At 54.8% G+C, this 19,016-nt stretch carries 17 protein-coding genes and 4 tRNA genes; 2 read left to right on the forward strand and 19 right to left on the reverse strand.

Annotated features, from left to right (window positions below; genetic code table 11):
* From BW956_RS04795 to BW956_RS04870, 16 genes are all read right to left on the reverse strand, one after another.
* Positions 1–578, reverse strand: a 578-nt coding sequence (locus BW956_RS04795; RefSeq protein WP_139327129.1) for a radical SAM protein, incomplete at its 3' end; no start/stop codon positions are given.
* Entirely contained in the window at positions 571–849 is a 279-nt protein-coding gene (gene pqqD, locus BW956_RS04800) for a pyrroloquinoline quinone biosynthesis peptide chaperone PqqD (RefSeq protein ID WP_076461336.1), read from the reverse strand. The genes BW956_RS04795 and pqqD, both read right to left, overlap by 8 nt.
* A complete protein-coding gene (gene pqqC, locus BW956_RS04805) occupies positions 842–1,600 on the reverse strand; it encodes a pyrroloquinoline-quinone synthase PqqC (RefSeq protein ID WP_076461338.1) in 759 nt (252 codons plus the stop codon). Before pqqC ends, pqqD begins: the two co-directional genes overlap by 8 nt.
* A 10-nt stretch (positions 1,601–1,610) precedes the next feature.
* Positions 1,611–2,531, reverse strand: coding sequence for a pyrroloquinoline quinone biosynthesis protein PqqB (gene pqqB / locus BW956_RS04810; protein ID WP_076461340.1), 921 nt, complete (start codon positions 2,529–2,531; stop codon positions 1,611–1,613).
* 75 nt (positions 2,532–2,606) lie between these two features.
* Positions 2,607–2,678 (reverse strand): pyrroloquinoline quinone precursor peptide PqqA, encoded by a 72-nt coding sequence (pqqA, locus tag BW956_RS04815; RefSeq protein WP_003243383.1) that lies wholly within the window; start codon positions 2,676–2,678, stop codon positions 2,607–2,609.
* A 272-nt stretch (positions 2,679–2,950) separates the two neighbouring features.
* A complete protein-coding gene (exaC, locus tag BW956_RS04820) occupies positions 2,951–4,471 on the reverse strand; it encodes an acetaldehyde dehydrogenase ExaC (RefSeq protein WP_010323055.1) in 1,521 nt (506 codons plus the stop codon).
* A gap of 196 nt (positions 4,472–4,667) precedes the next feature.
* On the reverse strand, positions 4,668–5,972 hold the full coding sequence (locus tag BW956_RS04825) for a TRAP transporter large permease (protein WP_010323054.1): 1,305 nt from the start codon (positions 5,970–5,972) through the stop codon (positions 4,668–4,670).
* Positions 5,962–6,456 (reverse strand): TRAP transporter small permease, encoded by a 495-nt coding sequence (locus BW956_RS04830; protein ID WP_010323053.1) that lies wholly within the window; start codon positions 6,454–6,456, stop codon positions 5,962–5,964. The genes BW956_RS04825 and BW956_RS04830 overlap by 11 nt, the downstream gene beginning before the upstream one ends.
* Before the next feature lie 57 nt (positions 6,457–6,513).
* Positions 6,514–7,521 (reverse strand): DctP family TRAP transporter solute-binding subunit, encoded by a 1,008-nt coding sequence (locus tag BW956_RS04835; RefSeq protein WP_076461342.1) that lies wholly within the window; start codon positions 7,519–7,521, stop codon positions 6,514–6,516.
* A gap of 177 nt (positions 7,522–7,698) precedes the next feature.
* A complete protein-coding gene (gene clpX, locus BW956_RS04840) occupies positions 7,699–8,973 on the reverse strand; it encodes an ATP-dependent Clp protease ATP-binding subunit ClpX (protein ID WP_076461344.1) in 1,275 nt (424 codons plus the stop codon).
* Between the two features lie 79 nt (positions 8,974–9,052).
* Complete coding sequence (gene clpP / locus BW956_RS04845; protein ID WP_010323050.1) at positions 9,053–9,688, reverse strand: ATP-dependent Clp endopeptidase proteolytic subunit ClpP; 636 nt, start codon at positions 9,686–9,688, stop codon at positions 9,053–9,055.
* 94 nt (positions 9,689–9,782) lie between these two features.
* Positions 9,783–11,123 carry a trigger factor gene (gene tig / locus BW956_RS04850; RefSeq protein WP_076461346.1) on the reverse strand — a complete coding sequence of 447 codons (1,341 nt, stop codon included), beginning with the start codon at positions 11,121–11,123 and terminating at the stop codon, positions 9,783–9,785.
* Positions 11,124–11,359: 236 nt separating this feature from the next.
* Positions 11,360–11,435, reverse strand: a tRNA-His gene (locus tag BW956_RS04855).
* Between the two features lie 23 nt (positions 11,436–11,458).
* Positions 11,459–11,543, reverse strand: a tRNA-Leu gene (locus BW956_RS04860).
* 33 nt (positions 11,544–11,576) lie between these two features.
* Positions 11,577–11,652 (reverse strand) — tRNA-His (locus BW956_RS04865).
* Between the two features lie 35 nt (positions 11,653–11,687).
* Positions 11,688–11,764 (reverse strand) — tRNA-Arg (locus BW956_RS04870).
* Positions 11,765–11,984: 220 nt separating this feature from the next.
* Between BW956_RS04870 and folD the strand changes: the two genes are divergently transcribed.
* Positions 11,985–12,839 (forward strand): bifunctional methylenetetrahydrofolate dehydrogenase/methenyltetrahydrofolate cyclohydrolase FolD, encoded by an 855-nt coding sequence (gene folD, locus BW956_RS04875; RefSeq protein ID WP_076461348.1) that lies wholly within the window; start codon positions 11,985–11,987, stop codon positions 12,837–12,839.
* A 60-nt stretch (positions 12,840–12,899) separates the two neighbouring features.
* The gene (locus BW956_RS04880; protein WP_076461350.1) at positions 12,900–14,744 is read left to right on the forward strand and encodes a CHASE domain-containing protein; all 1,845 of its coding nucleotides are present in this window, start codon (positions 12,900–12,902) and stop codon (positions 14,742–14,744) included.
* Positions 14,745–14,808: 64 nt separating this feature from the next.
* On the opposite strand, the gene cysS is transcribed toward BW956_RS04880, so the two are convergent.
* The 3 genes from cysS to BW956_RS04895 are packed head-to-tail and all read right to left on the reverse strand — an operon-like array spanning position 14,809 to position 18,833.
* Entirely contained in the window at positions 14,809–16,200 is a 1,392-nt protein-coding gene (gene cysS, locus BW956_RS04885) for a cysteine--tRNA ligase (protein WP_076461352.1), read from the reverse strand.
* Positions 16,201–16,245: 45 nt separating this feature from the next.
* Complete coding sequence (locus BW956_RS04890; RefSeq protein WP_139327130.1) at positions 16,246–17,136, reverse strand: hypothetical protein; 891 nt, start codon at positions 17,134–17,136, stop codon at positions 16,246–16,248.
* A 17-nt stretch (positions 17,137–17,153) separates the two neighbouring features.
* Positions 17,154–18,833, reverse strand: coding sequence for a glutamine--tRNA ligase/YqeY domain fusion protein (locus tag BW956_RS04895; protein WP_076462084.1), 1,680 nt, complete (start codon positions 18,831–18,833; stop codon positions 17,154–17,156).
* Positions 18,834–19,016 lie beyond the last annotated feature (183 nt).

Genomic DNA, 19,016 nt, shown 5'->3' on the forward strand with positions numbered 1-19,016 from the left:
AGTTCGACAAAGTCCGCTTCCAGCTCCACGCACAGCTCGATGATGCGGTCGATCCGGTCGATGTTGTGCTTGTGGGTGACGAAGTTGAGCACCATGGGATAGCCCTGGGCTTTGACTTCGCGGGCCATTTTCAGCTTCTGCTGGAACGCCTTGTCGGAGCCGGCCAGCATATTGTTGACCGTTTCGTCCGAGGCCTGGAAGCTGATCTGGATATGATCCAGCCCTGCTTCACGGAAGGCAGCAATACGGTCCGCGTTCAAGCCGATGCCGGAGGTAATCAGGTTGGTGTAATAGCCTAGCTTGCGCCCTTCGGCGATCAGCTGTTCCAGATCCCGGCGTACCAGCGGCTCGCCACCGGAGAAGCCCAGCTGTGCGGCGCCCATCTTGCGCGCCTGACGGAACACCTCGATCCATTCGTCAGTAGTGAGTTCTTCGCCGTGGGCAGCAAAATCCAGTGGGTTGCTGCAGTAGGGACACTGCAGCGGGCATTTGTAGGTCAGCTCGGCCAGCAGCCAGAGCGGTTGGCTCTGGTGCTGGGGCGGTGGGGCAGAGGATTGTTCAGACTTGAGCTCAGACATAACCGATCCAATTCTGCTCATGGGCGATGGCCAGAAACTCCAGCACATCCGGCCCCAGTTCACCGGCCTCGGGGAAGCGGGTTTCCAGTGCCTGAATGATAGCGGCACAGTCCTGCTCGCCATTCACTTCACTGAGGATGGCACCGGCGCTGTCGTTCAGCTTGATCATCCCTTCCGGGTACAGCAACACATGGCAGTTCTGCGCGTCTTCCCACTGGAAGCGGAACATGGCATTCAGCTGGGGTGTCTGGTCCAGCGCCGGTTTAGTCATTGAACAGTCCTCGATGGTACACCTTCTCCTGCGTCACGGTATGGAACGGCGGGCGCTCCAGTTCGTACGCCATGGTCATGGCATCGAGCATACTCCAAAGCACATCCAGCTTGAACTGGAGGATCTCCAGCATACGCTCCTGCTCGGCACGGGTGGTGTAATGGTCCAGCGTGATCTGCAGGCCATGCTCCACATCGCGGCGTGCTTCAGTGAGGCGGTTACGGAAGTACTGGTAACCCTCTTCCTTGATCCACGGATAGTGCGTGGGCCAGGTATCCAGACGGGACTGGTGAATATGCGGCGCAAACAGCTCGGTCAGCGAGGAGCTGGCCGCTTCCTGCCAGGTGGCACGGCGGGCGAAGTTCACATAGGCATCCACGGCAAAGCGTACGCCCGGCAGCACATGCTCGTGGGACAGGATCTCTTCGCGTGTGAGGCCCACGGCTTCACCCAGCTGCAACCAGGCTTCGATACCACCGACGGCACCATCGTACCCGTCATGATCCATGATGCGCTGCAACCACTGACGACGCACGTCACGGTGCGGGCAGTTGGCCAGAATGGCGGCATCCTTGAGCGGGATGTTCACCTGATAGTAGAAACGGTTGGCGACCCAGCCACGGATCTGCTCCGGCGTGGATTCACCGGCATACATGGCCACATGATACGGATGATGAATGTGGTAGAGATCGCCTTTGGCGCGCAGGGCCTGTTCGAATTCACTGCGGCTCATCGGTTCGGTGTTACTCATGATGCTCTCCTCAGAGTTCGATGCTCATGCCGTCAAAGGCCACTTCGATACCATGCTCGGCCAGAACACCCCGCTCGGGTGAGTCTTCGATCAGGATCGGGTTGGTGTTGTTAATGTGGATCAGCACCTTGCGTGGCTTATCCAGCGTATCCAGGTAAGCGATCATGCCGTTCTCACCGGATTGGGGAAGATGACCCATGTGCACGCCCAGCTTGTCACCGACACCGGCGTGGATCATTTCGTCTTCACGCCAAAGAGTGCCATCCACCAGCAGGCAGTCCGCGTCTTCCATAATCGGGCGCAGATGCTCTTCGATCTGACCCAGACCCGGTGCATAGAAGATGGAACGACCGGTGGCGTCATCCTTCAGCAGCATGCCGATGTTATCGCCCGGATGCGGATCGTTGCGGTGCGGCGAGTACGGCGGCGCACTGGAGCGCAGCGGTACGGCGGTCAGGGTAATGCCGGGCACTTCCGGGATGGTAAATTCGTTGTAGGTGTCGGTGCTGGGGATCTGATTCCACACCAGGCCACCGTTCCAGTGCTCCAGCATGTTGAAGACAGGGAAACCGGTGCTCAGATCCTGCTTGACCATGTCGGTGCAGTAGACCTGATGCGGGCAGCCTTCGCGCAGCATCAGCAGGCCGGTGGTGTGGTCGATCTGACTGTCCATCAAAACGACCGCCGCAATACCGGTATCACGTTTACCCTGCTTGGGTTGCAGGGGCTCGAAGCTTTCCAGCTGAGCACGGATGTCCGGTGAGGCGTTAAACAGGATCCAGTCACGTCCGTTGAGGCTGGCCGCGATGGAGGATTGGGTACGGGCCTTGGCGTTGAGGGTGCCGTTGCGCAGGCCTTTGCAGTTGTCGCAGTTGCAGTTCCACTGCGGAAAGCCGCCCCCGGCCGCTGAGCCTAAAATCTGTATTTTCATTATTGTATGTTCCGCTGGGGGTAGGATTGCCGAAAGGCAAAAGAAAGGGCAGCCCCTTGAGGCTGCCCGGTACGCTTAGCGGTTTGCGAAGTACATGGTAACTTCGAAGCCGATGCGCAGGTCAGTGTAAGCAGGTTTAGTCCACATGATGTGATCCTCTTGTTGTTATCGATTTGTCACTTTAGACACCTTGATGGTAGGCAACCTGCCCCTGCCCCAATATGGTACTTTGGAACGAATTGAGGGCTGATTTGGTATAGCGACACTTCCGCCCTACCCTGGCTGGCTGCCACAACACGGCCACCAGACATAAAAAAACGGCCCGTAGGCCGTTAAAGATGTACTGCAGAGCGAAGGCTGCCGGGGCGGGCAGCCATGGTGTGCACGTCCATGTGCGAGAGCTTCGGAGAAATGCCGGCTTAGAAGAAGCCCAGCGGGTTGATGTCGTAGCTCACCAGCATGTTCTTGGTCTGCTGGTAGTGGTCGAGCATCATTTTGTGCGTTTCACGGCCTACACCAGACTTCTTGTAACCACCGAAGGCAGCGTGTGCCGGGTACTGGTGGTAGCAGTTAGTCCATACACGACCGGCCTGGATACCACGACCCATGCGGTAAGAACGGTTCATGTCGCGGCTCCATACACCTGCGCCCAGACCGAACTCGGTGTCGTTGGCGATTGCCAGTGCTTCAGCTTCGTCTTTGAAGGTTGTAACAGAGACAACCGGGCCAAAGATCTCTTCCTGGAACACACGCATGTCGTTGGTGCCTTTCAGCAGAGTCGGCTGGATGTAGTAGCCGGTACCCAGACCGCCTTCCAGCTGCTCTTTGTCACCACCGATCAGCACTTCAGCGCCTTCGGCACGACCGATGTCGAAGTAACCCAGGATCTTGTCGAACTGTTCCTGAGATGCCTGAGCACCGACCATGGTTTCAGAATCCAGCGGGTTGCCACGCTTGATCTTCTTGATGCGATCGATAACACGCTCGATGAACTGATCGTAGATGCTTTCCTGAACCAGCAGACGAGACGGGCAGGTGCAGACCTCACCCTGGTTGAAGAACGCCAGAACCGTACCTTCGACACACTTGTCGATGAAGGCATCTTCATGATCCATAACGTCTTCGAAGTAGATGTTCGGAGACTTGCCGCCCAACTCAACGGTAGACGGGATGATGTTTTCGGCTGCACATTTCAGGATGTGGGAGCCGACCGGGGTAGAACCGGTGAACGCGATCTTGGCGATACGCGTGCTGGTGGCCAGCGCCTGACCCGCTTCAGCACCGAAGCCGTTTACGATGTTCAGTGTACCCTTCGGCAGCAGATCTTCGATCGCTTCAATCAGAACCAGGATTGACCAGGGAGTCTGCTCGGCCGGCTTCAGCACGATGCAGTTACCAGCGGCCAGTGCCGGCGCGATTTTCCAGGCTGCCATCAACAGCGGGAAGTTCCACGGGATGATCTGGCCAACAACGCCCAGAGGCTCGTGGAAGTGGTAAGCGACAGTGTTTTCGTCGATCTCACCGATGGAACCTTCCTGAGCACGGATGCAACCAGCGAAGTAACGGAAGTGATCAACCGCCAGCGGAACATCAGCCGCCAGAGTTTCACGAACGGCTTTACCGTTGTCCCAAGTTTCAGCAACCGCTATTTTTTCGAGATTCGCTTCCAGACGGTCTGCAATTTTCAGCAGGATATTGGAACGTTCGGCGACAGAGGTGCGAGCCCAGGCATCTTTGGCAGCGTGAGCAGCGTCCAGCGCCAGCTCGATATCTTCCGCTGTAGAGCGCGGGATTTCACAGAAGGCTTCGCCGGTTACCGGAGATACGTTCTGGAAGTATTCGCCTTTAACCGGAGCGGTCCATTCACCACCAATGAAGTTGCCGTAACGTGGCTTCAGAGAAACGATGGAATCCGCCTGTCCTGGCTGTGCGTAGATCATATTCTTAGCCTCTTGTTGTTATTCGCATCTTGCTCGGCGAGCAGTAACGATTGACGCTATCAATCTTAGCTAGGCTGCTCGATTCCAGAGTATAGTGCCTTGGGCGCGAGAATATGGCTCTTTAGTAGTAGATATGATGTTCGTCTTAGAGACGGGATGAAGAACAGGGGCCCGAAGGCCCCTGTTATAGCGCGTATTACCAGTTGCCGACCACGTAGCCCAGCTTGTCGGGAAGCCAGAGCGCGATACCGGGTACCAGCATGACCAACAATAGACTGGTCGCCATGGCCGCAATGAACACCAAAGCCCATCCCAGCGTGTGCTCAAGGCGGATATTGGCTATCCGCGTGGTTACCATCAGGTTCACCGCCACCGGAGGTGTGAACTGGCCAATAGCAATATTCATTGCCAACAGGATACCGAACCAGACCGGATTCCAGCCAAAGTGATTCATCAATGGCAACAGGATCGGGATCAGAATCAGGTAGATTGAAACGGCATCCAGCAACATGCCGGCAAAGAGCACCAGCAACATCACCAGCCCCAACAATACCCAGCCGTTATCAGATAATGACAGCATGCCCTCGGCCAAATGCTGGAAGGTACCCAGGGTGGTACCTGCCCAGGCAAAAATACCGGCCAGCGCGATAATCAACATGACGACGCCTGAGGTTACCGCCGCTTCTGTAATCAGCTCAAACAGGTCCTTGAAACTGAGATTGCGGTAGATAAGGCTACCTACAATTACGCCGTAGGTTACCGCCACCACGGCCGCTTCTGTCGGTGTGAACAAACCGGACCGCAGACCACCCAGGATGATGACCGGGGCAAACAGGGCCGGCAAGGCCGCCTTGAAGCTCTCCCACAGCGGCGGACGCTCGGTGGCTTCAGGGTCTTCCCAGCCATGCTTGCGCGCCAGCAGGAGCGCAGGTACCAGCAAGGACAAACCAGCCAGAACGCCCGGAAACAGCCCCGCCGCAAAGAGTGCACGCAGATCGACACCCGGCACCACAATGGAGTACAAGATCAGGGCAATCGATGGCGGGATCAGAATCGCAGTGGAAGACGAGGCTGCAATCAACGTTGCTGAAAACGGCTGCGGATAGCCTGCCTTACGCATGCTGGGCAGCATCACCATGGCAACGGCAGCCGCGTCTGCAGGGCCTGAACCACTCATGCCCCCCATAATCAGACACACCAACACGGCAACAACAGCAAGACCACCATGCCGTGGGCCAATGATTGCCTGGGCAAAGCGAACCAGGCTGGCGGCAACCCCTGCCCGCTCAAATATAAGACCGGTCAAAATAAACAGGGGAATGGCAATCAGGGGATACTTCGCCACGCTGTTATAGGTGTTGGTGCCCAGCGTTGCCAGCATATCTGGTGACAGGCCAGTCACGATGCCGACAACACCACCCAAACCCAGCGCAAAGGCAACGGGGACACCGAGCAACAATGCCAGCAGAAAACTGCCGATCATCAGCAGATCAGGACTCATGGATCACCTCCTCGTCCTGCTTGCCGCGCAAACGGTCCACCAGGTTCTGGGTGATACGAATCATGATCGCAGCCGCCATCAACGGGAGCCAGGCAACATAGATCCAGTTGGGCAGACCCAACCCCGGCGACAGGGATTCCCACTGATATTCTTCCAGCGCAAATATGGCGCCATACCAGCAGGTGATGCCCAATACAATCATGCCAGCCAGCCACTGCAGCACATATACAACTTTCAGCAGGCTTTTAGGCAGGTGGTGTTCAACAAGTTCTATACGAATATGCTGATTATGGCGGGCAGCCACAGCCGCGCCGGCAAAGGTCAGCAGAACCAGAAAAAAAACAGAAAATTCTTCAGTGAAGGCAAAGGAGGCATCGGTGGCATAACGCACAATCACGTTACCCAGACTGATCAAACAGATGGCAATCAGCGCCAGGGACGCGAGCCAGGCTTCCGGCCTGAACTTGGGTTTTCGGGTAGACATATCGGCTCCAGAGGGAGGTGGCGACACCCGCCCGATGTGCGGATGTCGCCGAGGCGATTACTTGCGGTTGGCAATGGCGTCCTGTGCCTGCTTCACCAGATCTTCGCCGATACGAGGGGTCCATTTCTCGTATACGGATTGAGTCGCTTCAACAAAGGCTGCGTGCTGTTCAGGCGTCAGATCAGTGACTTCAACGCCACGCTCCTTGATCTTGGCCAGTGTTTCATCCAGCTCGGCACGGGATTTCTTGATTTCCCACTGACCGGCGTCGATAGCGGCCTGTTTCAACAGCTGCTGGTCTTCCGGGGAGAACTGGCGCCATACACGGGTGCTGACAGCAAATACCAGCGGGTCAGCCATGTAGCCCCAACGGGTCAGATGCTTCTGACCAACCTGGTCGATACGCGCCACGTCAAACACGGACAGCGGGTTTTCCTGGCCATCAACAGCACCGGTGGTCAGTGCCGGCTTGGCATCGGCCCAGCTCATCTGGGTCGGGTTGGCACCCAGTGCGGTAAAGGTGTCCTGGAACAGCGGAGAGCCAACGACACGCACTTTCATGCCAGCAAGATCAGCCGGCTCATCTACCTTCTGCTTGGAGTTGGACAGCTGACGGAAGCCGTTCTCACCCCATGCCAGGGGAGTAACACCACGCTTCTCGACAGCCTTGAATACCGCCTTGCCCGCTTCACCCTGGGTGATGGCATCAATGGCAGCATGGTCCGGCATCAGGAACGGCAGGGAGAACAGGTTCAGTTCCGGTACCTGTGGCGACCAGTTGATGGTAGAGCCTACGGCCATATCGATCAGACCGGAACGCATGGCAGAGAATTCCTTGGTCTGGTCACCTGACACCAGCTGGGCGCTGGAGTAGATTTTCATATTGATGCGCCCTTCAGAGCGCTCTTTAACCAGCTCTACCCATTTGTCGGCAGCCTGACCCCAAGGGAATGCAGACGGCAGCACCGTGGAAACGGTGTATTCGGATTTGTATTCAGCCTGGGCCAGCGGACTGAGCAGCATGCAGGCGGTGGCAGCCGCCATGAAAGTTCGACGTTTCAACATCTATCCGTTCCTTATCGTTCTTGTCCAAAAGCCGTTATGGATTTAATTCTGATATTAACGACCGGTTCGGGATTATAAGGCGTGGATAGAAGGCGACGCAAAGCGATTCTGCATTGCATGTTTTGCAGGCAAAAAAAATCCCCGCAAATGCGAGGATTTTTTCAGAAACAAAACTGATCAGTCGTCCGAAGCGGCCTTGGCCGAATCCTGATTTTCATAGATCAGGATCGGATCGCTGGTGCCATTGATAACACCCTCATCGATCACAACCTTGGCAACATTATCCAGTGACGGCAGCTGGTACATGATATCCAGCAATGTCGCCTCAAGAATGGACCTCAGGCCACGAGCACCGGTACGACGCTCCAATGCCTTGTTGGCAACAGCCTTCAGCGCTTCTTCACGGAAGTCGACATCAACACCTTCCATTTCGAATAGTGCATTGTACTGTTTGACCAGGCTGTTTTTCGGTTCTGTCAGGATCTGGATCAGTGCATCTTCGTCCAGTTCAGACAGGGTCGCTACCATGGGCAAACGACCAACAAATTCAGGAATCAAACCGAATTTAACCAGGTCTTCTGCTTCCACGTCGTGCAGCACTTCACTGAGACGGCTTTCGTCCTTGCTCTTCACCACGGCACTGAAGCCGATGGAGCTGCGCTCGCTGCGATCACGGATCAGTTTTTCCAGACCCGCAAAAGCACCACCACAGATAAACAGGATGTTGGACGTATCAACCTGCAGGAATTCCTGCTGCGGATGCTTACGGCCACCCTGCGGCGGTACAGACGCCACTGTGCCTTCAATCAGTTTCAGCAGTGCCTGCTGCACACCCTCACCCGATACATCGCGGGTAATTGAAGGGTTATCAGACTTGCGGGAGATCTTATCGATCTCATCGATGTAGACGATACCCAACTGGGCCTTCTCGACATCGTAATCACACTTCTGCAGCAGTTTCTGAATAATGTTCTCGACATCTTCACCCACGTAACCGGCTTCGGTCAGCGTGGTCGCATCCGCGATGGTGAATGGCACATTCAGCAGACGCGCCATGGTTTCAGCCAGCAATGTTTTACCACTACCGGTCGGACCAATCAGCAGGATGTTGCTCTTACCGAGTTCAACATCACCCTTTTTCTGGAAGCGCAGTCGCTTGTAGTGGTTGTAAACCGCTACCGCGAGAACACGCTTGGCACGCTCCTGACCAATCACGTAGTCATCAAGGGTTTCCTTGATTTCAGCGGGAGTGGGCAGGTGCTCCTGGGGTTCCTGCTCGTCGGCGTCCTGAACTTCTTCCCGGATGATGTCGTTACAAAGATCAACACACTCGTCACAGATAAAGACAGAGGGACCTGCGATCAGCTTGCGTACTTCATCCTGGCTTTTGCCACAAAAGGAACAGAACAGCTTGCTGCCCTCTCCACCTTTGCCGGTCGTCTCATCTGCCATCTTTCTACCTCAAAAAACACTGTACTCTTTTTATGCGCCCTGATCGGCGATATTTCAACCCCTGAGGGGAAGATCGAGATCAGTCGGTGCCCAGACGGCGATCCAGAACCTCGTCGATCAAACCATAATCCGCTGCTGTCTGCGGATCCATGAAGTTATCACGATCGGTGTCACGCGCGACTGTTTCAAAGTCCTGTCCAGTGTGCTCTGCCAGCAGGCGGTTGAGCTTTTCACGGATAGACAGGATTTCCTTGGTGTGGATTTCGATATCAGTGGCCTGACCCTGATAGCCGCCCAGCGGCTGGTGGATCATTACACGCGCATTCGGCAGTGCGAAACGCTTGCCCTTGGCGCCACCCGCAAGCAGGAATGCGCCCATGCTGGCCGCCTGGCCGATACACATGGTGCTCACGTCAGGCTTGATGAACTGCATGGTGTCGTAAATTGCCATGCCCGCGGTAACGGAACCGCCCGGAGAATTGATATAGAGGTGAATATCCTTGTCCGGGTTTTCGGCTTCCAGAAACAGAAGCTGAGCCACAATCAGGTTGGCCATATGATCTTCAACCGGACCCACCAGAAAGATGACCCGCTCCTTGAGCAGGCGCGAGTAAATGTCGTAGGCACGCTCACCACGTGAGCTCTGCTCCACAACCATGGGAACCAGACCGGAATTCTGAATTTCACTGGCTTGACCGGTGTAGATATCCGCCATGCACTAAATCTCCTTACCTGATAAGCGAAAAAACGACAGCCAGCGACGCCAACTGTCGTTTCCTTATGGCTTACGCCCTGACCGAGGGTTCGGTTCAGGCTTCGCTTTCGTCTTCGTCAGCTTCTTCTGCCTGCTGAGCCGGCTGAATGGCTTCCTCGTACGGAACCGCCTTTTCAGTGACTGTAGCAGATGCAACCAGATGATCAACTACCTGGTCTTCCAGCACCAGGCTCTTGATCTGGTTCAGGATCTGGTCGTTGCTGTAGTACCAGTCGATAACCTGCTGCGGATCCTGGTAGGTAGCAGCCATCTCTTCAACGGTTTCACGTACGCGGTCTTCGTTGGCTTCCAGTTCGTTGGTTTTCACAACTTCCTGAACCAGCAGACCGATGCTTACGCGACGCTTGGCCTGTTCTTCGAACATTTCCTTCGGCAGCATGTTCGGGTCGATGTTGGCATCCTGACCACCGAACTGCTGGATAGCCTGACGACGCAGGTTGTCGATTTCATCGTCGATCAGAGCAGCCGGAACGTCGATAGCGTTGGCTTTCAGCAGCTGGTTGAAGACCTGATCTTTCAGCTTCATTTTCAGCGCCTGAGTCAGTTCGCGCTCCATGTTCTTGCGAACTTCGGATTTGAAACCGTCCAGATCTTTCACTTCGATACCGAAGTTGCCGAAGAACTCTTCGTTCAGTTCCGGCAGTTCCTGAGCAGAAACAGACTGTACCTTGGTCTTGAATACAGCGGCTTTACCTTTCAGGTTTTCAGCGTGGTACTCTTCCGGGAAGTTAACTTCCAGATCGAACTCTTCACCCGCTTTCTTGCCTTCCAGACCGGCTTCGAAGCCCGGGATCATGGAACCGGAGCCCAGCACCAGGTCGTGACCTTCTGCCTTGCCACCTTCAAACGCTTCACCGTCGATGAAACCTTCGAAATCGATTTTAACGCGATCGCCATCTGCAGCGGCACGGTCAACTTCAACCCAGTTGGCCTGCTGCTTCTGCAGAGTTTCGATCATTTTGTCCATATCAGCATCCGCGATTTCAGCGGTCTGCTTTTCAATCTCAACACCAGCCAGATCTTTCAGTTCGATCTGCGGGTACACTTCGAATGTCGCAACGTACTGAAGATCTTCACCTTCCTTGTCGTTTTTGAATTCGATGCTCGGAGTACCTGCCGGCTGCAGCTCTTCCTGCTGAACAGCAGAGTAGAAGCTTTCCTGAACGACCTGACCCAGAACGTCCTGGCGAATAGAGCTGCCAAACATGCGCTTGATCACCTTGGTCGGTACCTTACCCGGGCGGAAGCCATCCAGACGGCGAGTACGCGCCTGCTGAGCTACCAGTTTATCTACGTCCTGGTCGATGCGCTCAGCCGGAACGGTGATAGTCATCTGACGCTCAAGGCCGGAAGTCGTTTCAACAGAAACTTGCATGGAGATCCTCACAAATAGTTTGCAGCATGATGTAGCGACCTGCAGGTTCTTTAATTACGCCTGGAAAGTAACCAGGGACGACCGACCAGCAGAGCCAAAATAATGAAGCGCAAAATTCTCATGCAAGCGCAGCCATTAGTCAAGCATAACGCCACATTGGAGAACGCAAAAAAAGCGCAAACAAGCGCCGGGGTAGTAATTAAAACAAGGAGATATATAAAGGGAGGAGAATACACTGGGGTGGACGATGGGGCTCGAACCCACGACCACCGGAATCACAATCCGGGGCTCTACCAACTGAGCTACGCCCACCACATTAGTGTATCGGGTGTACTTGGTGCGGACGGAGAGACTCGAACTCTCACACCTTGCGGCACTGGAACCTAAATCCAGCGTGTCTACCAATTCCACCACGTCCGCATCAGCAAATGCTGATGATACTGCTTGAGGTAATGGGGTGGACGATGGGGCTCGAACCCACGACCACCGGAATCACAATCCGGGGCTCTACCAACTGAGCTACGCCCACCATAACCTCTTTGTAACTCGACCGGCTAGACGACCTGGCACGCCCGGCAGGACTCGAACCTGCAACCTACGGCTTAGAAGGCCGTTGCTCTATCCGGTTGAGCTACGAGCGCTTTACACGCCGCCTCGCCTTGGGGTGACACCCCGTGTCGAGGAGGTGCGTATATTAAGTACGCCAAACCTGTTCGTCAACACCCAATTTGAATTTTTTCTGCAGAAACAAGGCTCTGTACACAAGTTGTACGACAAAAAAGTGCATTGGCCCTGACCCCTAAAGATGAGAAAATCAGGCTATTAACCATATCCAGCTTAGCAAAGGAATATATCCCACTCATGAGCGCACAGATCATTGATGGCAAAAAAATCGCTGCGGACGTCCGCCAACAGGTGAAAGCCGGTATAGACGCCCGCCTGCAGGCCGGCAAACGCGCCCCCTGTCTCGCCGTGGTACTGGTCGGCAGCGATCCCGCCTCCCAGGTCTATGTCCGCAACAAGAAAAACGCCTGCACCGAAGTAGGCATCGAATCCAAGGCCTACGACCTTCCCGCTGAAACCAGCCGTGAAGAACTGCTCACACTGATCAACGAACTTAACGCCGACAGCGAAGTGGACGGCATTCTGGTCCAGCTGCCTCTGCCCAAGCATCTGGATGCAACTGAAGTACTGGAACAGATCCGCCCTGACAAGGACGTAGACGGTTTCCATGCCTTCAACCTGGGTCGACTGGCACAACGCATCCCGGCACTTCGTCCTTGCACACCCAAGGGCGTAATGACCCTGCTGCATTCAACCGGCGTTGATCTGCACGGACAGGAAGCTGTTATCGTAGGCGCTTCCAATATTGTGGGTCGTCCGATGACGCTTGAGCTGCTGCTGGCAGGCTGCACGACCACCACGACTCACCGTTTTACCCGCGATCTCGAAGCCCATGTACGCCGTGCGGATATCGTCGTGGTCGGCGTGGGTATTCCCGGACTGGTTAAAGGGGAATGGATCAAAGAGGGCGCCATCGTTATCGATGTAGGCATCAACCGCCTGGATGACGGCCGCCTGGTGGGTGACGTTGAATATACTCCGGCAGCCGAACGCGCAGGCTGGATCACCCCCGTTCCCGGTGGCGTTGGCCCCATGACTGTTGCTACGCTTATGGAGAATACACTGGAGGCCGCCAACACACTGGCGCCCTGATTTGCCGCTGCCCGCTTTTGCGGGCGGCCTCTTTCAACACGGTAAGGATTACCGACGACTATGGTTCAATTCAGCAGGACGCCGCCGAACCAGCCGGACCCTAAGGACTCCCCTCCCTTCTGGTCCAGCCCCGCACTTATTCTCATTCTTTTTGTTTTGGGCCTGGCTCTGAGCTTGCTGGTTTCTCACCAGAGCGCCCAAAGCACCCGTGACGCCGTTGATGGACGTTTCAACTCCCGAGCCGATCAGGTAACACACCTGCTACAGGAACGCGTTGCGCACTTCAGCCTGTTACTTCAGTCTGCCCGAGGCACGCTCCTCAATACTACAGGTTTGGAGCCCCGTCAGCAGTCAGAACACTGGCATCGCATGTTTGACTCATTTGACCTCGATTTTGCCAGCCTTGGCATAGTCGGCTTGAGTTATACCGCCTATGTACCTGCCGGCCAGCAGGCAATATTTGCTGCAAGACACCAAATCGATGAACAAGCGCTGGATATTTTTCCACCGCCCTCTATTGCCCGTCCAAGTTTTGTTGTGCTTTACCTGAGCCCGGGATCCATTGAACGGCGTATGCGCGGGTATGATATTGCCAGCGGCCCATCGCGCTATAACGCGGCACTTGAGGCACGACAATCTGGCGTGGTGAGTGTTACGCCTCCTTTGTCACTGCTACCTACTGATGTCAGCTCTCTCGATTACCTTCTGCTGCTTCCGGTCACACACCAGAAACCGGGCGAATCCGAGGAGTTCCTGGGCTGGACCACACTTGGCTTCAGTATGAGCAAAATCATCACCCAAAGCCTGCAACCTCAGAATGGTCAGATGCAGATTCGTCTCTACGATCCGCGCCAGCCTGATCTGGAACCGACATTCGACAGCCATCCAGACCAGACGGAGCTGAATGGCCCTTCAGGCACCCGTTATATTCAGTTGGGCTCAGAGCGAATCCGGCTTGATTTCCACTCTCTGGACACCCGCATCAATTCCCTGTTCGATCGCCAACTTGACATGAACACACTGGTGGCCGGTCTGGCAGTCACGCTATTTCTGGCACTCACACTGATGTCATTTATCATCGCTCGAACACGCACGGACCGGCTCAATCATAAGTTGTCAGCCCAGGCTGCCGAGGTACATGACCGTTATCGCATCCTGTTCGAGCAGTGCCCAGAGGCGGTTGTCGTTCATATTAACGGACAGGTCGAGCTTGCGAATACCCATGCAGCCCGACTGTTTGGCTATGAATCCCCTGAAGGGCTGTACTCAAGGCATGTGCGAGAACTGGTTCATCCTGACAGCATGGACATCGTGAAACAGCGTTCCAGTTCTCGCCAGCCCGGGGAGCCCCTGCCTCCCAGCGAACAGACACTTGTGCGCCAGGATGGCAGCACATTTGAGGCAGAGGTGACCAGCAGCCTGATTCATCTCAACGGTGAAAACGCTGTCCAGGTCCTGTTCCGTGACATATCCGCCGAGAAGCAGACTCGACGCGAAGCCGGTATTGCCAAAACACTGATTCTGCAAAACCACGATGCCATCATGGTTACCGATGCAGCAGGCACTATCGAAATGGTTAATCCGGCATTTGAAGCCATGACCGGCTACACCCGCCAACAAATAATCGGAGAGAACGCCGCCATCATGAATTCAGGGCAGCACGGCAAGCCGTTTTTCTTTGAGCTTTGGCGCTCTCTTAAACAGCACGGTCACTGGCAGGGCCACATCATCAATCGCAAACAAGGTGGGGAGCTGTTTGTGCAAAGCACTGAAATTTCCGCCGTGCGAGATGAACAGCGCAAAACCACACACTTTGTTTGTCTTTTGCAGGATGTAACCAAAGGTACGGCTTCAGAAAACCAGCAACAACTGATGACTCTGCAGAACCAGCGCAAGCCTGCATAGAAGCATTAAAAAGGGCGCCACTCGGGCGCCCTTTTACTCTTACCAGTATCAGTCCTGCAGCCTGTTACTCGCGATACCAGTTAGTACCCTCACGACCGTCCTTCAGAACGATACCCTGCTCAAGCAGCTCATCGCGAATGCGGTCCGCTTCCGCAAAGTTGCGATCCTTACGAGCCTGATTACGCTTATCAATCAGTGATTCGATCGCCTCGGCATCCAGCTCACCTTCAGCAGCCTCACCCTTCAGGAAGGCATCAGGATCCTGCTGCAAAAGGCCAATCATGCCAGCGAGACGCTTCAGCTCAAGCGCCAACGGCTTGGCAATCGGAAGCTGCTCACGCACCGCCTTATTCAGCTCGGAAGCCAGCTCAAACAGGACCGCCAGCGCCCGCGGCGTGTTGAAATCATCATCCATGGCTGCAAAAAAACGCTCTTCATATTCGGAGCCCACGCTGCCTTCAGCGGTAGAGAGGTCGCCAGCCGCTTGCAACGCCTGATAAAAACGCTCAAGCGCACTTCTGGCTTCTTTCAAACCATCTTCGGAGTAATCGATATAACTGCGGTAATGAACGCTGGACAGGAAATAGCGCACCACTTCCGCATCATAATGCTCCAGCACATCACGAATGGTGAAGAAATTGCCCAGTGACTTGGACATTTTCTCAGTTCCCATGCGCACAGGACCCGCATGCATCCAGTAATGCACATAGGTACAACCGTTTGCAGCTTCAGACTGAGCGATCTCATTTTCATGGTGCGGGAACGGCAGGTCAGGACCACCACCATGAATATCAAAGGTTTCACCCAGGCAGCATTTGGACATGGCAGAGCATTCAATATGCCAGCCTGGACGCCCTTTGCCCCAGGGGGAGTCCCAGCTCACTTCTCCGGGCTTGGCAGCCTTCCACAATACGAAGTCGAGCGGACTTTCCTTGGCCTCTTCCACTTCAACGCGCGCACCGGAACGCAGGTCTTCAATCACCTTATTGGTCAGGCGGCCATAGTTGGCAAAACGCTCGACCCGGTAATACACATCACCGTTGCTCGCCGGATAGGCATAGCCCTTCTCTACCAGCGATTGAACCATGTCGATGATATCGCCCATGTGTGCGGTTGCACGCGGCTCCTGATCAGGGCGCAACACGAACAGACGGTCTTCATCTTCATGCATGGCCGCAATCATGCGCTCGGTCAGCTGATCAACCTGTTCGTCATTCTCGGCCGCACGACGGATGATCTTGTCATCGACATCGGTGATGTTGCGCACATAATCAACATCCCAGCCGCGCGCGCGCAGATAGCGTGTAATTAGATCGAAAGACACCATGACTCTCGCATGGCCGATATGACAGTAGTCATATACGGTCACGCCACATACATACATGCGGATCTTACCGGGCTCTATGGGGGTAAAGACGGTTTTACTGTTTGTCAGAGTATTGTAAATATGAAGCATTAGTGTCCGCCGAACTTAAAAAAGAACCGCTTTTAAAGCGGTGTATCAGTAACTGTCATTGCCGGAAATACGTATACGCCCAAGCCAGGCCTGCCCAAGCAGGCTCGACTCGCGAGTCAGCCAGAGATCACCCTGATGCCAGGTAATAGCTTCCCACTGCCCGGCCGGAGAAACCCAGTGAAAGCGGGCATCCGACCAAACCGGTTCTGAGCTTTCTACCGGCAACATCCAAATAAACGGCCTGGGACTCAGTCGACTTTTGGTATAACCCAGCAGTGCCAATGTTTCCGTCTGCTGATCATAATCTGCCGCTGTAATCAAACCGTTAACCGGGAAGGATTGCTCACTGAATAAAGCCTGCCGCCCTTCTGCATTGGGGTCAAGCCGATAAAGACGAGTATTGAGGTCAGACCAGTTTTTAGTAAACAACCAGATTTCGCCATCAACCCAGGTAGCAGCCTCACAATCATTATCATGCTCATAGGCCGCATGAACCCGTTCAGCATCTGCGAAACGAAACTCAAGCAGTCGCGAAGGGACCTGCTGCCCGGGACCCAAATCAGACCAACTCAGGGCATATACCTGCATCCATTCTCTATGGCCGATATTATTACCACAATCAAACACATAGAGATTGGAGTCGGAAGCAGCCATCTCTTCCCAGTCAAGGCTCACCGCATCACGCAGCTCAACTGACTGAACCACCTCACCATTGGACGCCAAGCGATATATCGAGGGACCATCCCCGCTGTCATTGTGGGTCCAGAAAGCATCCCGACCGAAAGCCAGGCCGGACGTTTCGCTGATGGATGCATCCAGCAAGCCCATCTGCTCAACATTCAGCAACTCACCAGCTGGAACAGCCCGCGAGGCTGCACAACCCGATAGCAGGAGCCCCAGCACGGGCAGCAAGACTGCCGCCCGTAACCGGTTCAAATGCCGTATCCGCTTGCTCACTTGCCTTTGATCTTGGCCCAGGAGTCACGCAGCGTCACGGTACGGTTGAATACCAGCTGCTCTTCGGTGGAATCCGGATCAACGCAAAAATAGCCAGTGCGTTCAAACTGGTAACGGCTTTCAGCAACAACATGCTTGAGGCCGATTTCGACACGCGCATTTGGCATGACCTTGAGCGATTCCGGGTTGATGAAGCTATGGAAATCACGCTCCTTGTCACCATCAGGATTAGGCTCGGTGAACAGGCGGTCGTACAGACGCACCTCACAAGGCACAGAGTTATCAGCTGACACCCAGTGAATTACGCCATTGGGTTTGTAGTCAGTCGGGTTCTGCCCCTTGGTGTCAGCATCATAGCTGCATACCAATTCCACAACCTCACCCTGCTCGTTCTTGATCACTTCATCACAACGAACAACATAGGCACCACGCAGGCGCACAGCATCGCCCGGCGACATACGCTTCCATTTGCGCGGTTTTTCCTCGGCAAAATCTTCACGCTCAATCAGCAGGTTTCGCGTGAACGGAACCTTGCGCAGCCCCATGGACTCGTCCTTCGGGTGTGCAGGCAGTTCGAACCACTCCTGTTCACCATCCGGGTAGTTGCTGATCGTCACCTTGATCGGATCAACCACACACATGGCGCGCGGTGCATTGGCATCCAGATCTTCACGGATCGCCGCTTCCAGCATGCCCACGTCAACAGTACCGTTGGAGCGGGTAACGCCGATCATGTCACAGAAGTTGCGGATAGATGCCGGCGTAAAACCACGACGACGCATACCGGAAATGGTTGGCATACGCGGATCATTCCAGCCATTGACCTGGCCTTCATCGACAAGCAGCTTGAGCTTACGCTTGCTGGTCACCGTGTAGTTCAGGTTCAGCCGCGCAAACTCATACTGGCGCGGCTGAGCCGGTACCGGCAGGTTTTCAATGAACCATTCATACAACGGACGGTGATCTTCAAATTCCAGCGTACAGATAGAGTGTGTAACACCCTCAAGCGCATCCGACTGACCGTGAGTAAAGTCGTATGAAGGATAGATGCACCACTTGTCACCGGTCTGGTGATGGTGAGCATGACGGATGCGATAGATCACCGGATCACGCAAATTGATGTTCGGTGCGGCCATATCGATCTTGGCACGAAGCGCACATTCGCCTTCTTCAAAATCACCGTTGCGCATCTTCTCAAACAGGTTGAGGTTTTCCTCAACACTGCGATCACGGTAAGGGCTATTCTTGCCCGGCTCCTTGAGCGTGCCACGAAACTCACGCATCTCATGCGCACTGAGGCTATCGACGTATGCCTTGCCTTCCTTAATCAGGTGCACAGCCCAGTCATACAGCTGATCGAAGTACTCGGAGCTGTACCGGATCTCACCCGCCCAGTCGTAGCCCAGCCAGCGCACATCTTCAACGATGGAGTCGATGTACTCCTGACTTTCCTTTTCCGGGTTAGTGTCATCAAAACGCAGATTACACTCACCACCAAACCGCAGCGCTGTGCCGAAGTTCAGACAGATTGATTTGGCATGACCAATATGCAGATAGCCGTTCGGCTCCGGCGGGAAACGGGTTACCACCTTTCCGCCGTTCTGGCCTTGGGCAAGATCATCTTCAATAATCTGGTGGATAAAGTTGTTCGGCTTAGTGCTCTCGTTCGTGGTCATATCCATGTCTTGTCGAAGCTGATAAGGGCCGGCCTGAAGGCCGGAACTGATCCCGGCATTATAACCGCAGTTAAGGCCTGCACGCACGCCAACTCAATGCAATAGACGCTTAGAGGATGCACCCGCATAATACTTGAGTATAATAGCGACACTCATAAGAAACTAAGAGACACAGGGAACCGG

Source organism: Marinobacterium stanieri, assembly GCF_900155945.1.
GTDB classification, from domain to species: domain Bacteria; phylum Pseudomonadota; class Gammaproteobacteria; order Pseudomonadales; family Balneatricaceae; genus Marinobacterium; species Marinobacterium stanieri.

Coding starts and splice junctions, on each gene's coding strand:
- pqqB (WP_076461340.1), bottom strand. CDS start 2,531: ATGAAAATACAGATTTTAGGCTCAGCGGCCGGGGGCGGCTTTCCGCAG.
- clpX (WP_076461344.1), bottom strand. CDS start 8,973: ATGGCAGATGAGACGACCGGCAAAGGTGGAGAGGGCAGCAAGCTGTTC.
- pqqD (WP_076461336.1), bottom strand. CDS start 849: ATGACTAAACCGGCGCTGGACCAGACACCCCAGCTGAATGCCATGTTC.
- BW956_RS04830 (WP_010323053.1), bottom strand. CDS start 6,456: ATGTCTACCCGAAAACCCAAGTTCAGGCCGGAAGCCTGGCTCGCGTCC.
- BW956_RS04895 (WP_076462084.1), bottom strand. CDS start 18,833: ATGACCACGAACGAGAGCACTAAGCCGAACAACTTTATCCACCAGATT.
- BW956_RS04880 (WP_076461350.1), top strand. CDS start 12,900: ATGGTTCAATTCAGCAGGACGCCGCCGAACCAGCCGGACCCTAAGGAC.
- clpP (WP_010323050.1), bottom strand. CDS start 9,688: ATGGCGGATATCTACACCGGTCAAGCCAGTGAAATTCAGAATTCCGGT.
- BW956_RS04825 (WP_010323054.1), bottom strand. CDS start 5,972: ATGAGTCCTGATCTGCTGATGATCGGCAGTTTTCTGCTGGCATTGTTG.
- pqqC (WP_076461338.1), bottom strand. CDS start 1,600: ATGAGTAACACCGAACCGATGAGCCGCAGTGAATTCGAACAGGCCCTG.
- exaC (WP_010323055.1), bottom strand. CDS start 4,471: ATGATCTACGCACAGCCAGGACAGGCGGATTCCATCGTTTCTCTGAAG.
- BW956_RS04835 (WP_076461342.1), bottom strand. CDS start 7,521: ATGTTGAAACGTCGAACTTTCATGGCGGCTGCCACCGCCTGCATGCTG.
- tig (WP_076461346.1), bottom strand. CDS start 11,123: ATGCAAGTTTCTGTTGAAACGACTTCCGGCCTTGAGCGTCAGATGACT.
- cysS (WP_076461352.1), bottom strand. CDS start 16,200: ATGCTTCATATTTACAATACTCTGACAAACAGTAAAACCGTCTTTACC.
- folD (WP_076461348.1), top strand. CDS start 11,985: ATGAGCGCACAGATCATTGATGGCAAAAAAATCGCTGCGGACGTCCGC.